Source organism: Janthinobacterium kumbetense, assembly GCF_023703445.1.
Classification (GTDB): Bacteria; Pseudomonadota; Gammaproteobacteria; order Burkholderiales; family Burkholderiaceae_D; genus Janthinobacterium; species Janthinobacterium kumbetense.
Map to the genome: position 1 here is coordinate 141999 of NZ_JAMQGR010000009.1, position 14094 is coordinate 156092.

Annotated in this window: 13 protein-coding genes; 7 read left to right on the forward strand and 6 right to left on the reverse strand. The window is 61.1% G+C overall.

Annotated features, from left to right (window positions below):
- Position 1 precedes the first annotated feature (1 nt).
- The 5 genes from NCG91_RS22120 to NCG91_RS22140 all read right to left on the reverse strand — a co-directional run bounded on the left by NCG91_RS22120 (position 2) and on the right by NCG91_RS22140 (position 5339).
- Positions 2 to 1603, reverse strand: a complete 1602-nt coding sequence (locus NCG91_RS22120; RefSeq protein WP_251351219.1) for a methyl-accepting chemotaxis protein — start codon at positions 1601 to 1603, stop codon at positions 2 to 4.
- A 167-nt stretch (positions 1604 to 1770) separates the two neighbouring features.
- A complete protein-coding gene (leuA, locus tag NCG91_RS22125; RefSeq protein ID WP_099664506.1) occupies positions 1771 to 3477 on the reverse strand; it encodes a 2-isopropylmalate synthase in 1707 nt (568 codons plus the stop codon).
- Between the two features lie 352 nt (positions 3478 to 3829).
- On the reverse strand, positions 3830 to 4099 hold the full coding sequence (locus NCG91_RS22130; protein ID WP_251351220.1) for a barstar family protein: 270 nt from the start codon (positions 4097 to 4099) through the stop codon (positions 3830 to 3832).
- 14 nt (positions 4100 to 4113) lie between these two features.
- A complete protein-coding gene (locus tag NCG91_RS22135; RefSeq protein WP_251351221.1) occupies positions 4114 to 4776 on the reverse strand; it encodes a hypothetical protein in 663 nt (220 codons plus the stop codon).
- Between the two features lie 119 nt (positions 4777 to 4895).
- The gene (locus NCG91_RS22140; RefSeq protein WP_251351222.1) at positions 4896 to 5339 is read right to left on the reverse strand and encodes a hypothetical protein; all 444 of its coding nucleotides are present in this window, start codon (positions 5337 to 5339) and stop codon (positions 4896 to 4898) included.
- Between the two features lie 238 nt (positions 5340 to 5577).
- Here NCG91_RS22140 and NCG91_RS22145 point away from each other — a divergent pair, with 238 nt between their 5' ends.
- The 6 genes from NCG91_RS22145 (at position 5578) to NCG91_RS22170 (ending at position 12737) form a co-directional block, all read left to right on the forward strand.
- Positions 5578 to 6489: a patatin-like phospholipase family protein gene (locus tag NCG91_RS22145; RefSeq protein WP_251351223.1), complete on the forward strand. Its 912-nt coding sequence runs from the start codon at positions 5578 to 5580 to the stop codon at positions 6487 to 6489.
- A gap of 60 nt (positions 6490 to 6549) precedes the next feature.
- Positions 6550 to 6957 carry a GlcG/HbpS family heme-binding protein gene (locus tag NCG91_RS22150; RefSeq protein ID WP_034786036.1) on the forward strand — a complete coding sequence of 136 codons (408 nt, stop codon included), beginning with the start codon at positions 6550 to 6552 and terminating at the stop codon, positions 6955 to 6957.
- 295 nt (positions 6958 to 7252) lie between these two features.
- Entirely contained in the window at positions 7253 to 8431 is a 1179-nt protein-coding gene (carA, locus tag NCG91_RS22155; RefSeq protein ID WP_251351224.1) for a glutamine-hydrolyzing carbamoyl-phosphate synthase small subunit, read from the forward strand.
- Complete coding sequence (gene carB / locus NCG91_RS22160; RefSeq protein ID WP_034786033.1) at positions 8424 to 11654, forward strand: carbamoyl-phosphate synthase large subunit; 3231 nt, start codon at positions 8424 to 8426, stop codon at positions 11652 to 11654. The genes carA and carB overlap by 8 nt, the downstream gene beginning before the upstream one ends.
- A 163-nt stretch (positions 11655 to 11817) precedes the next feature.
- Entirely contained in the window at positions 11818 to 12294 is a 477-nt protein-coding gene (greA, locus tag NCG91_RS22165) for a transcription elongation factor GreA (protein ID WP_034757428.1), read from the forward strand.
- Entirely contained in the window at positions 12294 to 12737 is a 444-nt protein-coding gene (locus tag NCG91_RS22170; protein ID WP_251351225.1) for a DUF4149 domain-containing protein, read from the forward strand. The genes greA and NCG91_RS22170 overlap by 1 nt, the downstream gene beginning before the upstream one ends.
- A 98-nt stretch (positions 12738 to 12835) precedes the next feature.
- On the opposite strand, the gene NCG91_RS22175 is transcribed toward NCG91_RS22170, so the two are convergent.
- Positions 12836 to 13306 (reverse strand): YhbY family RNA-binding protein, encoded by a 471-nt coding sequence (locus tag NCG91_RS22175; RefSeq protein WP_010397237.1) that lies wholly within the window; start codon positions 13304 to 13306, stop codon positions 12836 to 12838.
- A 42-nt stretch (positions 13307 to 13348) separates the two neighbouring features.
- Here NCG91_RS22175 and NCG91_RS22180 point away from each other — a divergent pair, with 42 nt between their 5' ends.
- Entirely contained in the window at positions 13349 to 14032 is a 684-nt protein-coding gene (locus tag NCG91_RS22180) for an RlmE family RNA methyltransferase (protein ID WP_034757436.1), read from the forward strand.
- The last annotated feature ends 62 nt before the right edge of the window (positions 14033 to 14094 follow it).

The following is a 14094-nucleotide window of genomic DNA, read 5'->3' on the forward strand; positions in this document are numbered from 1 at the left end:
CTTAGTGCAGGCGCGGAACGGACGGGGCAGGGCGGCCTGGTGCCTGGCCTCCAGCGCTCTGTTCCAGCTTGAACTGGCTGACGAGGGTTTCCAGGTCGCCCGCCTGTTCATGCATGGCCGCTGCCGCAGCAGCCGCTTCCTCGACGAGGGCCGCGTTTTGCTGCGTCGTCTGATCCATCTGCATGATGGCGGCATTGATTTGCTCGATGCCTTCGCTTTGCTCGTGGTTGGCGACGCTGATTTCACCGACGATGGCGCTGACCCGGCCCACGCTGGCCACCACTTCATCCATCGTCGCGCCCGCCTGGCTGACCAGCTGTGCGCCCTGGTCGACCCGGCTGACGGAGTCGGCAATGAGTTCCTTGATTTCCTTGGCGGCCGCCGCCGAGCGCTGCGCCAGGTTGCGCACTTCGGAAGCCACGACGGCGAAGCCCCGTCCCTGTTCGCCGGCCCGTGCCGCCTCGACGGCCGCGTTCAGGGCCAGGATATTCGTCTGGAAGGCGATGCCGTCGATGACGGCGATGATGTCGACGATCTTGCGCGACGAGGCATTGATGGCGTCCATGGTGCCGATCACTTCCGCCATGGCCGAACCGCCGCGTTGCGCGATGGCCGATGCCGAGCGGGCCAGGCTGTCGGCCTGGCGCGCATTGTCGCTGTTGCTGCGCACGGTACCCGTCATCTCGATCATCGACGAGGCCGTCTCTTCCAGCGCGCTCGCCTGCGCTTCCGTGCGGGCCGACAGGTCGGCATTGCCGCTGGCAATCTGGCTCGACGCCACGGCGATCGTGCCCGTGCCGCCGCGCACCTGGCCCACCAGGGTGGCCAGGTTGGTGTTCATGTCGCGCAGCGCCTGCAGCAGCTGGCCCGCTTCATCCTTGCCGTCGGCCACGATTTTACTGCTCAGGTCGCCTCCGGCCACGGCTTGCGCCACACGCAAGGCATACGCGATCGGCGTGGTGATCGAGCGCGTGACCCACCAGGCAAAGAGCACGCCCAGCAGCAGGGCGGCCGTGCCCAGGCTGGCCATCAGCACATTGGCGGCGGAAATATTCTGCTTGATTTGCTGGCCGCCATGCACGACCACGCCGCGCTGGATTTCATTCAGGCGGTTGACCGTCTTTTGCAACTGGTTCAGGGCGGGCAGGGTATCGTCGCGCACGTGCACGGCCGCTTCCGCGCGCTGTCCCGCCACCAGCAGCTTGTCGGCCTGGCTGAACGACACGACATAGGCCTTGCGCTGCTGCTTCAGGGTGGCCAGCAGTTCCTTGCCTTCAGGCAGCACGATCAGGCGGTCGAGCACGACCAGCGCATCGGTGATGGTGGCCTTGTTGGCGTCGATTTCGCTGTGGATGGCGTTGGCGCGGGCCGGATCTTCATGGATGAACAGTTCCAGCACCAGTGCCGCGTTCGAACGCGTGGTACTGCGGATGGTGGCGATGGCGTCGGCCTTGGCCCAGTCTTTCTCGATGATGGCTTCGCTGAGCGCACCGATCTTATCCAGGCGCAGCAGGCCCGTGCCCACCAGCACTGCCATCAGCAGCAGCACCACGCCAAAACCGGCACCCAGGCGCACGCCTATCTTCATATCCGTTAATTTCATACTGATTCCCTCGGTAGCTAATGATCTGTCTCCGGTGGTCTTGTTATGAAACAATTATACGGCGGGTGATACCTGATTTGCACTACTAATTGCCCTATAGAAATGAAAAAGCGGCACGGCGATCAAGCCGTACCGCTTTTTCTCCCTCTGGAGCGCGCCGAAATTGCTTAGGCGGCGCTGGCAGCCACGTCGGCCGCTGTTGTTTTTTCGGCTTCCGTTTGCCCGATGCGGCGGTTCACGGCGGACAGCACGGCCTTGAACGAGGCGGTGACGATATTGCTGTCGATGGCGGCGCCGAACAGGGTTGGGCCGTTGTCGAGGCGCAATTCCACGTAGCAAGCCGCTTGCGCATTGGCGCCGGAGCCGATCGAATGCTCATGGTAATCCATCAGCTTGATGTCCAAGCCCAGCGCATTGACGAAGGCGTCGATGGGACCGTTGCCGCCGCCTTGCAGGGCCAGCGGCGTCTGGCGGTGCGACAGGCTGATGTCGATCTGCACGGATTCGTCGCTGCTCGTGTCTTCCACCATGCGGTGCGAAGCGTAGGCGTACGGCGCCGTCTGCTCCAGGTATTCGCGCTGGAAGATGTCGTGGATATCCTGCGCGGCGATTTCGCGGCCCGTGGCGTCGGCCACGGCTTGCACGGCGCGCGAGAATTCGATCTGCAGGCGGCGCGGCAAGACCAGGCCGTATTCCTGTTCCAGCAAGTACGCCATGCCGCCCTTGCCGGACTGGCTGTTGACGCGGATCACGGCGTCATAGCTGCGGCCCAGGTCGGCCGGATCGATCGGCAGGTACGGCACTTCCCAGATGGCGCCGGCTTCTTGCTTGGCGAAACCTTTCTTGATCGCATCCTGGTGCGAACCGGAGAAGGCCGTGAAGACCAGGTCGCCCGCATACGGGTGGCGCGGGTGGACGGGCAACTGGTTGCACTCTTCCACGCACTTGCGCACGGTATCGATGTCGGAGAAATCCAGGCCCGGATGCACGCCTTGCGTGTACAGATTCATCGCCAGGGTGACCAGGTCGACGTTGCCGGTGCGCTCGCCATTGCCGAACAAACAGCCTTCCACGCGGTCGGCGCCCGCCATCACGGCCAGCTCGGCCGACGCGACGGCCGTGCCGCGGTCGTTATGCGGGTGCACGCTGATGATGATGGAATCGCGGCGCGCCAGCTTGCGGGACATCCATTCGATCTGGTCCGCATACACGTTGGGCGTGCTGCATTCCACGGTCGATGGCAGGTTGATGATCATCTTGTTGGCCGGCGTCGGCTTCCAGATGGCGCTGACGGCGTCGCAGATATGCTTGGAGAAATCGAGTTCCGTGGTGGAAAACGATTCCGGCGTGTATTCAAAACCCCATTCCGTTTCCGGATGCTGCGCCACCAATTGCTTCACGAGCGTGGTGCCGGTGGTGGCGATATTCGTGATTTCTTCGCGCGACATGCCGAACACGACCTTGCGGAACACGGGCGCCACGGAGTTGTACAGGTGGACGATGGCGCGCTTGGCGCCAACGACGGATTCCACCGTGCGGCGGATCAGCTCTTCGCGCGACTGGGTCAGCACGATGATGGTGACGTCGTCCGGGATGCGGCCTTCATCGACGAGCTTGCGCACGAAATCGAAATCCGTCTGCGATGCCGATGGGAAACCCACTTCGATTTCCTTCAAGCCGATGGCGATCAGCATGTCGAAGAACCGCAGCTTCTTTTCCGCGCTCATCGGCTCGATCAACGACTGGTTGCCGTCGCGCAAGTCGGTGCTCATCCAGATAGGCGGTTTGCTGATGATCTGGTTCGGCCATTGACGGTCGGTCAATTTGACGGGAGGAAAGGCGCGGTATTTGGAAGCTGGGTTTTGCAACATCATGATCGGGTACTCCTGAAGATAGGGGGAAATCAATGGTTGTGGCGCAAGCTTGCCGGGCGGCCACGCAACACTAGGCCAGGCAAGCGATCGGTAGCGATAGCAGTGCAGCGACGATGCCAGCGGGGGCGGTCGCAGTGGGGATTACGTGTACGAATGGGGATGGTGCAAACATCATCAAACCTTCCAGGGTTTTTGAAACACGCCGGCGTGTGGCCAGGCGAAGCAATGCGGCAAACTTATGCGCGTGCTAGTAGTAGTCGCGATAGCGACAGCAGGGAAGGGGAGGAATGTTTGAAGGAGGACATGCACTTAATGTACGGGAAATTGGGCGGGGCTGTCAAGCGTTTCCGTTCTACACGTAATGCACGTGCGCCGCCCCGTCCGGCGCATCTTGCGCCATGCGCGCCAGGATGCGCTGCAGGATGGCCGCTTCGTCGGGCAGGCGCGCGGCGAAGGCTGGCCAGCCGCGCAGCTCCAGTTGTTGCGGCATGTCTACCAGGCCCGTGATGGCATCGTGGAAAGCATCCCAGTTCATGCCATAGAAGGAAGGAAAACCCAGTGCGGCGGCCAGCGCCGCGTGCAGCTGGCGCGGCGAGTTGATATCGCTCAAGTCGATTGACACAAGGGTTGGTCTCTTCACACTATTCCCTTGAGTAAGTTCTGCAGGTTTGCACGCATGCCGGCGACCACCGTTTCGTGCCGTTCCAGGATAGCGGACGCATCCTGGAATGGCGCCGGGTCCAGATACAGGCGCGGCAAGTCGGCCACGGCCACGCCGCGCGGGCCGCCGCGCAGGATGTCGTCCGCATGCTGCTGGATCGAGTTGACGGCCGCCTGGATGCGCGGCGTCGCCGAGGCGGCCAGGCAGGCGGCCAGCGCGGCGTCGAGGTCGGCGCGCGCGGGCGCCTGCGGCAGCACGGGGGCGGCGATCTGTTCCAGCGGCGACATATTGACGGCCGGCTTGCGGTAGGCGAGCAAGGTGTCGAGCGCCATCAGCCGGTGCGGGCCGCCGCGCCGCAGCCAGTCCAGGATGCGCGGCCACGGCGTGCCCAGCAGCGCCGCCGCCACGCCCCATTGTCCCGCCACGGGCGAGCCCACATTGGCGTCGATCCAGGCGAGGGCGTCCGGATTGCCCGTGTAGGCCAGCAAGGTGGCGTTCGACGAGCGCAGCGCGGGCGCCTGCGTGGCGAGGATGGCGGTCAGCCAGGCGAGGGCGCCGTCGGGCGGCTGCTGTGATAGCTGTTGGGCAAACGGGTCGCTCAGGGCGCGGTTGTCGGAAAATTGATATGCGTCGGACATGTTCTGTGATTCGGCGAGTGAGAAGAGTTTATAGGTTGACTGCCTGCCAGGCCAGGGGCAGGGTTGAGCAAGCAGGGTTGAGCAATACACAGGACGCTGCGACGCCGGAGGGTTGGCGGCTACTGCGCCGATTTTTGGCAGCGCGCGGAAAAGTGCATGGTGGCGCTGTTTTCAAACGGGGAATTGATCTCGCCCTTTACTTCCTTCAATTTGCCGCTAAAGCGCATGGTCAGAGGGCCGCTGGCCGGTCCCGCGTCATACGTGCACGCCAGGTTGTCGCCGCTTTGCCGGCAGTCGTAGAAGTTGCTCGCCTTGCCGCGCTCGTCAACCATGAGGGTGCCTTGCGCCCCGTGCTGGTCGGGGGCGTCAAAGCTGAGCGCTATCGTGTGCTCCCCCGGATCCATGGGCATCTGCAAGTTCCCCGTGCAGGTAAAGCCCGCCATTTTCTCCGCGATGTTATTGGCGCCCTGCGTCGCCGCGACGGCGTTGGCGCCTGCCGCACCCAGCAGGGCGGCAACGAGCAGGCATGGATGGGCGATGAGGCGTAACAGGTCTGTTTTCATAAGCCGATCAATATAGGTTGGCTTGCGGCGCCAGGCTGGTGCGCGCAATTGATTATATTAAAAACAACATTAATGATGCGGTAAGCCAGGCGCCAGTCTAGCAGCCGCAGTGGCGCGCACGATTCAGAATCTTGTTATTTATTAACATTTAAGGCGGCCTTCAGTGCGGGCGGCCCCGCTTGCGCTACAATCGGCTCTCCTTTGTTGCCACTGCCGCGCGCGGTTCTCATTCTCCACCATGTTCCCTAAACGCCTGACCCTGCTTGCCCTGGCCGCCTTTGCGCTGGCCGGCTGCGAAACTACCGCCCCGAAACCCGTCCAGGTATTGACGCCACCCGAGCCCATCGTCGTCACGCCGCGCAAGATCAAGATCGGCCTGGCCCTGGGCGGCGGCGCGGCGCGCGGGTTCGCGCACATCGGCGTGATCAAGGCGCTCGAATCGCAGGGCATCAACGCGGACATCGTCACGGGCACCAGCGCGGGCAGCGTGGTGGGCGCCATGTATGCGGCGGGCAATTCCGGCTTCGCCCTGCAAAAGATGGCGTTCGACATGGACGAGGCGGCCATTTCCGACTGGGCCTTGCCCCTGTTCGGCAAGTCGTCCGGCGTGCTGAAGGGTGAAGCGCTGCAAAGCTATGTCAACAAGGCCGTGGGCGGCGTGCCGCTGGAAAAACTGAAAATTCCGTTTGGCGTGGTGGCGACCGACCTGAAAAATGGCCAGCCGATCCTGTTCCAGCGCGGCAACACCGGCATGGCCGTGCGCGCCTCGTCGGCCGTGCCGGGCGTGTTCCAGCCCGTGACGATCGCGGGCCACACCTATGTCGATGGCGGCCTCGTCGCTCCCGTGCCCGTGCGCTTTGCGCGCGACATGGGCGCCGATTTCATCATTGCCGTGAATATCTCGTCGCAAACGGATACGCAAAAGGCCATCAGCTCGATGGAAGTGCTGATGCAGACCTTCGCCATCATGGGCCAGCGCATCAACCAGTTCGAATTGAAGGATGCGGACGTGGTGATCCAGCCCAGCCTGGGCACCATGAAGGGCAACGATTTCAACAGCCGCAACCAGGCGATCCTGGCGGGCGAGCAGGCGACCTTTGCCGTGATGGCGCAGCTCAAGCAAAAGCTGAAAGCCAAGCGCGAGCAGTAAGTCGTTATTCTGGCCCCGCATTTCGTATACAATTTTGATTCAACATAACAAGGATGCACCATGCAATCGAAACCGATTTTGACCCTGGACGACGTAAAGAAAATCGCTGCCGCCGCCGAAGCGGAAGCGGTCAAGAATAACTGGGCGGTCACGATCGCCATCGTCGACGACGGCGGCCACCTGCTGTGGCTGCAGCGCATGGATGGCGTGGCGCCCATCTCGTCGCACATCGCCCCATCGAAAGCCAAGACGGCCGCGCTGGGCCGCCGCGAATCGCGCATCTATGAAGAGATGATCAACGGCGGCCGCGTCTCGTTCCTGAGCGCACCGGAAATCGACGGCTTGCTGGAAGGCGGCGTGCCCATCGTGTTCGACGGCCACTACGTGGGCGCCGTCGGCGTCTCGGGCGTCAAGTCCGCCGAGGACGCGCAAATCGCGAAAGCGGGCATTGCCGCCCTGACGGCCTAAGTAGTAGCCGCAATTGCAGAATGAGCCGCCCCGCGCAAGCCGGGCGGCTTTTTTCATGGGGCGGGGGATTTATGCTGCTGCGCAAAAAAATGCCGCCGATTCCGAGTTTTCTTCCTTGTGGAAAAGCTTCCTTTTGGTTATAATTCAAAGGTTTAGCCAATCACACATATACCGTAGCGACTACCCATCCCCTCATTCAAAATGACCGTTGAAACACCCTGAGTGCATCTGGCTCGGGTATCTAGGCGGTCGGTCTGACGTGGCGCAGCTACGGTAACTTTATCAGGAGTTGCCCTTGCCGCCATTTTTTTCTGGCCCTGCCGTTCCAGCCATATTAGCGCTTGCTGATGGAACGATCTTTAAAGGTTTTTCGATCGGTGCCGCCGGTCATACCACGGGCGAGGTTGTTTTCAACACCTCGATGACCGGGTATCAGGAAATCCTTACCGACCCAAGCTATTGCCGCCAGATGGTCACCCTGACCTATCCGCATATCGGCAATACGGGCGTCAATCCGGAAGACGTCGAATCTTCCAAGGTTCACGCCGCTGGCCTCATCATCCGCGATCTGCCATTGCTGGCATCCAGTTTCCGTTCCACCCTCTCCCTGTCCGATTACCTGAAAGCTGAAAATATCGTCGCCATCGCCGGCATCGATACTCGCAAGCTCACGCGCATCCTGCGTGAAAAAGGTGCGCAGGGCGGCGCCATCCTCGTCGGTACGCAAGGCAACGAGCCATCCGCCGCGCAAGCGCTGGAACTGGCCCGTTCCTTCCCCGGCCTGGCCGGCATGGACCTGGCCAAGGTCGTGTCCAGCAAGGACGCCTACGAGTACCGCGAAACGGAATGGACCTTGGGCGAAGGCTACGGCCAGCTGGCCGACGCGGACGCGAAATACCACGTGGTCGCCTTCGACTACGGCGTCAAGCGCAATATCCTGCGCATGCTGACGGCGCGCGGCTGCAAAGTCACCGTGCTGCCCGCGCAAGCGACGGCTGCCGACGCCCTGGCGCTCAATCCGGACGGCATCTTCCTGTCGAACGGCCCCGGCGACCCGGAACCGTGCGACTACGCCATCGCGGCGACCAAGGAATTGATTGAGAAGGGCATCCCGACCTTCGGCATCTGCCTCGGCCACCAGATCATGGCGATCGCTTCCGGCGCGAAAACGCTGAAGATGAAGTTCGGCCACCACGGCGCCAACCACCCGGTGCAAGACCTGGAAACGAAACAGGTCTTGATCACCTCGCAAAACCACGGTTTCGCAGTCGACGCGGCAACCTTGCCCGCGAACTGCCGCGTGACCCATGAATCGCTGTTCGACGGCTCCCTGCAGGGCTTTGCCCGCACGGACAAGCCGGCCTTCTGCTTCCAGGGCCACCCTGAAGCGTCGCCGGGCCCGATGGATGTTGCTTACCTGTTTGACCGCTTCATCAACTTGATGGCTGCGGAGGAGAAAAAGAAAAATGCCTAAACGTTTAGATATCAAAAGTATTCTGATTATTGGCGCTGGCCCGATCGTGATCGGCCAGGCCTGCGAATTCGATTATTCCGGCGCGCAAGCGTGCAAGGCCCTGCGCGAAGAGGGCTACAAAGTCATCCTGGTCAACAGCAATCCTGCGACCATCATGACGGATCCGGAAATGGCCGACGTGACCTATATCGAACCGATCACCTGGTCGGTCGTTGAACGCATCATCGCCAAGGAGCGTCCAGACGCCATCCTGCCGACGATGGGCGGCCAGACGGCGCTGAACTGCGCGCTGGACCTGTTCAACAATGGCGTGCTGGCAAAATATAACGTCGAGCTGATCGGCGCATCGCCGGAAGCCATCGACAAGGCGGAAGACCGTTCCAAGTTCAAGGACGCGATGACCAAGATCGGCCTCGGTTCGGCCCGTTCCGGCGTGGCGCACTCGATGGAAGAATCGTGGGCCGTGCAGCGCACGCTGGGCTTCCCGACCATCATCCGTCCATCGTTCACCATGGGCGGTTCCGGCGGCGGCATCGCCTACAACGAAGAAGAATTCGAAACCATCTGCAAGCGCGGCCTGGAAGCATCGCCGACGAAAGAGCTGCTGATCGAAGAATCTTTGCTGGGCTGGAAAGAGTACGAGATGGAAGTGGTGCGCGACAAGGCGGACAACTGCATCATCATTTGCTCGATCGAAAACCTCGACCCGATGGGCGTGCACACGGGCGACTCCATCACGGTGGCGCCAGCGCAAACGCTGACGGACAAGGAATACCAGATCATGCGCAATGCCTCCCTGGCAGTGCTGCGCGAGATCGGCGTCGACACCGGTGGCTCGAACGTGCAATTCTCGATCAACCCCGTCGATGGCCGCATGATCGTCATCGAGATGAACCCGCGCGTATCGCGTTCGTCGGCCCTGGCATCGAAAGCGACTGGTTTCCCGATCGCAAAAATCGCCGCCAAGCTGGCCGTCGGCTTCACCCTGGACGAGCTGCGCAATGAAATCACGGGCGGCGCCACGCCGGCATCGTTCGAGCCGTCGATCGATTACGTCGTCACGAAGATTCCCCGTTTTACGTTCGAGAAGTTCCCGACCGCCGACCACCACCTGACGACGCAGATGAAATCCGTCGGCGAAGTGATGGCCATCGGCCGTACCTTCCAGGAATCGTTCCAGAAAGCCTTGCGCGGCCTGGAAGTGGGCGTGGATGGCATGAACGAAAAGACCAAGGACCGCGAAAAGATCGAAGAAGAACTGGGCGAGCCTGGTCCTGAGCGCATCTGGTACGTGGGCGACGCGTTTGCCCAGGGTTTCACCCTGGAAGAAGTGCACCAACTCACCAAGATCGACCCATGGTTCCTGATCCAGATCAAGGAAATCGTCGACCTGGAACTGTGGCTGGACACGCAGAAGCTGGAAAACCTGGACAAGAACACCCTGTACAAGTTGAAACAGAAGGGCTTCTCGGACCGCCGCCTGGGCTTCCTGCTGCAGACGACCGACACGGCCGTGCGCCAGCAGCGCCATGCGCTCAACATCCGTCCCGTCTACAAGCGCGTCGATACCTGCGCGGCGGAATTCTCGACCGACACGGCGTACATGTATTCCACGTACGACGAAGAGTGCGAATCGAATCCGACCGACAAGAAAAAGATCATGGTGCTGGGCGGTGGCCCGAACCGTATCGGCCAGGGTATCGAATTTGACTATTGCTGCGTCCACGCGGCCCTCGCCATGCGCGAAGACGGCTACGAAACCATCATGGTCAATTGCAACCCAGAAACGGTTTCAACCGACTACGATACCTCGGACCGCCTGTACTTCGAATCCTTGACCTTGGAAGACGTGCTGGAAATCGTCGCCATCGAAAAACCGGTTGGCGTGATCGTGCAGTACGGCGGCCAGACGCCATTGAAACTGGCGCTGGACCTGGAAGCCAATGGCGTGCCTATCATCGGCACGTCGCCCGACATGATCGATGCGGCCGAAGACCGCGAGCGTTTCCAGCAAATGCTGCACAAGCTGGAACTGCGCCAGCCGCCTAACCGCACCGCGCGCACGGAAGCCGACGCCCTGGCGCTGGCGCAGGAAATCGGCTACCCGCTGGTCGTGCGTCCTTCGTACGTGCTGGGCGGCCGCGCCATGGAAATCGTCCACGAGCAACGCGACCTCGAGCGCTACATGCGCGAAGCCGTCAAGGTCTCGCACGATTCGCCGGTGCTGCTGGACCGCTTCCTGAACGACGCCATCGAGTGCGACGTCGATTGCATCTCCGACGGCGAAACGACGTTCATCGGCGGCGTGATGGAACACATCGAACAGGCTGGCGTCCACTCGGGCGACTCGGCTTGCTCGCTGCCACCATATTCGCTGGCGCCGGAAACCATTGAAGAACTGAAACGCCAGACGGCGCTGATGGCCAAGGGCTTGAACGTGGTCGGCCTGATGAACGTGCAGTTCGCGATCCAGAAGCAAGAGATCGACGGCGAAATGAAAGACGTCGTCTTCGTGCTGGAAGTCAATCCACGCGCTTCGCGCACCGTGCCTTTCGTCTCGAAAGCCACGGGCCTGCAACTGGCGAAGATCGCCGCGCGCTGCATGGTGGGCCAGTCGCTGGCATCGCAAGGCATCACGCAGGAAGTCGTGCCGCCGTATTTCAGCGTCAAGGAAGCCGTGTTCCCGTTCGTCAAGTTCCCTGGCGTGGACACCATCCTGGGCCCTGAAATGAAATCGACGGGCGAAGTCATGGGCGTGGGCCTGACGTTCGGCGAAGCGTTTGTGAAATCGCAACTGGGCGCCGGCGTGAACCTGCCAAAATCGGGCAAGGTCTTCATCAGCGTGAAAGCGTCGGACAAGCCGCGCGCCGTGCAAGTGGCGCGTGACCTGGTCGAGTCCGGCTTCACCGTGGTCGCCACCAAGGGTACCGCCGCCGTGATCGCTGCTGCCGGCATCGCCGTCACGCCAGTGAACAAGGTGATCGAAGGCCGTCCGCACGTGGTCGACATGATCAAGAACCATGAAATCGTGCTGGTGATCAACACCGTGGAAGAAAAACGCAGCGCCATCGTCGATTCGCGGGCCATCCGCACGTCGGCCCTGGCGTCGCGCGTGACGACCTACACCACCATCGCCGGCGCGGAAGCGGCCGTCGAAGGCATCCGCCACCTGGATGAGCTGCGTGTGTACGATTTGCAAGGTCTGCACAAGACCTTGAACTAAGTGCGTTTGCAGTGGCCGCCGTTAGGCGGTACACTGCATGCTTATCAACCACAGAGTTCCGTGCAGAGCAGCGCGCGGCCTCTGTGGTTTTCACTTGGTAAGTCCGTTAACCGTGGCAAAACACGGACAGCGGCGCCGATAACTAGCAGATAGTAGAGATAACATGACCTCAGTCCCATTGACCAAATACGGCGCAGAACTCTTGAAGGAAGAGCTGCATCATTTGAAGACCAAGGAACGCCGCATCGTCATCGATGCGATCGCCGAAGCGCGTTCGCACGGAGATTTGTCGGAAAACGCCGAGTACGATGCCGCCAAGGAACGCCAGGCCTTCGTCGAAGGCCGCATCGCCGAGCTCGAAGGCAAGCTGGGTGCAGCGCAAATCATCGACCCGACCGCGCTCGACGCGGAAGGCCGCGTGGTGTTTGCCTCGACCGTGAACCTGGAAGACCTGGAATCGGGCCAGAAAGTCACGTATCAGATCGTCGGCCTCGATGAAGCCGACTTGAAAATGAACAAGGTTTCCGTGACGTCCCCGATCGCCCGCGCGCTGATCGGCAAGTACGCCGGCGACGTGGTGGAAGTGCAGGCGCCGTCCGGCCCGCGCGAATACGAAATCCTGGAAGTGCTGTACATCTGATGCTGACGCGCGTGCGCCTCCTCGTTGCCACCCTGTGGGCCGGCAGCCTGTGGACCATCGGCTTCATCGTGGCGCCCACCCTGTTCGGCACCCTCAGTGACCGCGTGCTGGCGGGCAATATCGCCGGCAGCATGTTCCGCGCCGAGGCCTGGCTGTCCATCGCCTGTGCGCTGGTGCTGCTGGCCCTGTTGCAATGGGGCGCGGGCGCGCTGGAACTGAAGCGCCGGCGCTTGCTGGCCGCATTGGTACTATCGATGCTGGTGTGCGCGCTGCTCAGCCATTTCGGCATTTCGCCCCTGATGGCCGAAATCAAGGCGCAAGCGCCGTCGGGCCTCATGGACGAGGCCATGCGCAGCCGCTTCGGCATGCTGCATGGCGTGTCGACCCTGATCTTTGCTGTGCAGAGCCTGCTGGCGGGCGTGCTGATCTGGAAACAGCAGTAATCTTGAATCAGCAGCAATAAAAAAGCGGAGCAGGGAATATCCCGTGCTCCGCTTCTTGTTTCAAGCCCGGCCGCCTTGCGGTGGCCGGGTGAACAGGCTTACTTGCTGCCCAGTGCGCTTTTCTTGGCGCTTTTCTGACGTGGCTTGGCACGCTTGATGGAACCGCCTTCGGTAACGCGCTCATTGCCCTTGATCATGACTTTCGTCACGCTCGGGCGCTTGGTGCCGCTGGCGCTGGCCTTGACGATGGTCACTTCGCGCATGCCTTTGCCGGCGCTGACCTTCTCCTTAACCACTTCTTTTTTCGGACGGTAGATTACCAGCAGTTTGCCAATATGTTGTACCGGGGCGGCGCCGAGATTGCCGCAAATCGTATCGTACATTCCGACGCGGGCTTCGCGGTCGTCGCCGAACACGCGGACTTTAATCAGACCGTGCGAATCCAGGCCAAGGTCGATCTCTTTGAGGACAGCAGGTGTCAAGCCCGCTTCGCCAATAATGACGATAGGCTTCAGCGCGTGTGCTTCGGCGCGCAGTGCGCTGCGCTCTACGGGTGTAAGTTTTAGCATAATAATATTTAGTAATTCCCTTAAAAGCAGTATTCTACGCGAATGGCAAAGAAGAAATTAAACAAAAACTGGTTGCACGACCACATAAATGATCCTTATGTGAAGTTGGCGCAAAAAGAGGGCTACCGCGCCCGGGCAGCATACAAGCTGAAAGAAATCGATGAAGACGAGAAACTGATCAAACCTGGCCAGGTGATCGTCGACCTGGGTTGCACTCCTGGCAGCTGGGCCCAGTACACGCGGCGCAAGCTGGCTGGCAAGGACGGCGGCGGGGTCAATGGTACCCTGATTGGCCTGGACATGCTGGAAATGGAGCCGATTGCCGATTTCCACTTCATCCAGGGCGACTTCCGCGAAGCGCGCGTGCTGCGCCAGCTGGAAGTGGTGTTGCAGGGCCGCAAGGTCGACCTGGTCCTGTCGGACATGGCGCCCAACCTGTCGGGCATCGCCACGGCGGATGCCGCGCGCATGGAACACTTGATCGACCTGGCCATCGAATTCTCGCAATTGCACCTGAAGCCGTCTGGCGTGCTGCTGGTGAAATGCTTCAAGGACATGGGTTTCAGTCAGATCGTGGAGAAATTCCGCGCCGAATTCAAGGTCGTCGTGCAGAAAAAGCCCAAGGCCAGCCGCGATAAATCGTCGGAAATCTTCCTGATGGGCCGTGGAATCAAGAATCCGCTGAAAAATGCCGTGGAAGAAGATGATTCCGCCCTTGATATTTAAGAGGGAATCCGCACATGGGAACGAGAAGTGCAGTAGCGTCTGATGGCATAAAAGCCTAAATT

Excerpts from the sequence above, each read along its gene's own strand:
- greA (WP_034757428.1), top strand. The coding sequence starts at position 11,818 with ATGACCTCAGTCCCATTGACCAAATACGGCGCAGAACTCTTGAAGGAA.
- NCG91_RS22140 (WP_251351222.1), bottom strand. The coding sequence starts at position 5,339 with ATGAAAACAGACCTGTTACGCCTCATCGCCCATCCATGCCTGCTCGTT.
- NCG91_RS22145 (WP_251351223.1), top strand. The coding sequence starts at position 5,578 with ATGTTCCCTAAACGCCTGACCCTGCTTGCCCTGGCCGCCTTTGCGCTG.
- NCG91_RS22170 (WP_251351225.1), top strand. The coding sequence starts at position 12,294 with ATGCTGACGCGCGTGCGCCTCCTCGTTGCCACCCTGTGGGCCGGCAGC.
- NCG91_RS22150 (WP_034786036.1), top strand. The coding sequence starts at position 6,550 with ATGCAATCGAAACCGATTTTGACCCTGGACGACGTAAAGAAAATCGCT.
- NCG91_RS22180 (WP_034757436.1), top strand. The coding sequence starts at position 13,349 with ATGGCAAAGAAGAAATTAAACAAAAACTGGTTGCACGACCACATAAAT.
- NCG91_RS22120 (WP_251351219.1), bottom strand. The coding sequence starts at position 1,603 with ATGAAATTAACGGATATGAAGATAGGCGTGCGCCTGGGTGCCGGTTTT.
- NCG91_RS22135 (WP_251351221.1), bottom strand. The coding sequence starts at position 4,776 with ATGTCCGACGCATATCAATTTTCCGACAACCGCGCCCTGAGCGACCCG.
- NCG91_RS22175 (WP_010397237.1), bottom strand. The coding sequence starts at position 13,306 with ATGCTAAAACTTACACCCGTAGAGCGCAGCGCACTGCGCGCCGAAGCA.
- carB (WP_034786033.1), top strand. The coding sequence starts at position 8,424 with ATGCCTAAACGTTTAGATATCAAAAGTATTCTGATTATTGGCGCTGGC.
- leuA (WP_099664506.1), bottom strand. The coding sequence starts at position 3,477 with ATGATGTTGCAAAACCCAGCTTCCAAATACCGCGCCTTTCCTCCCGTC.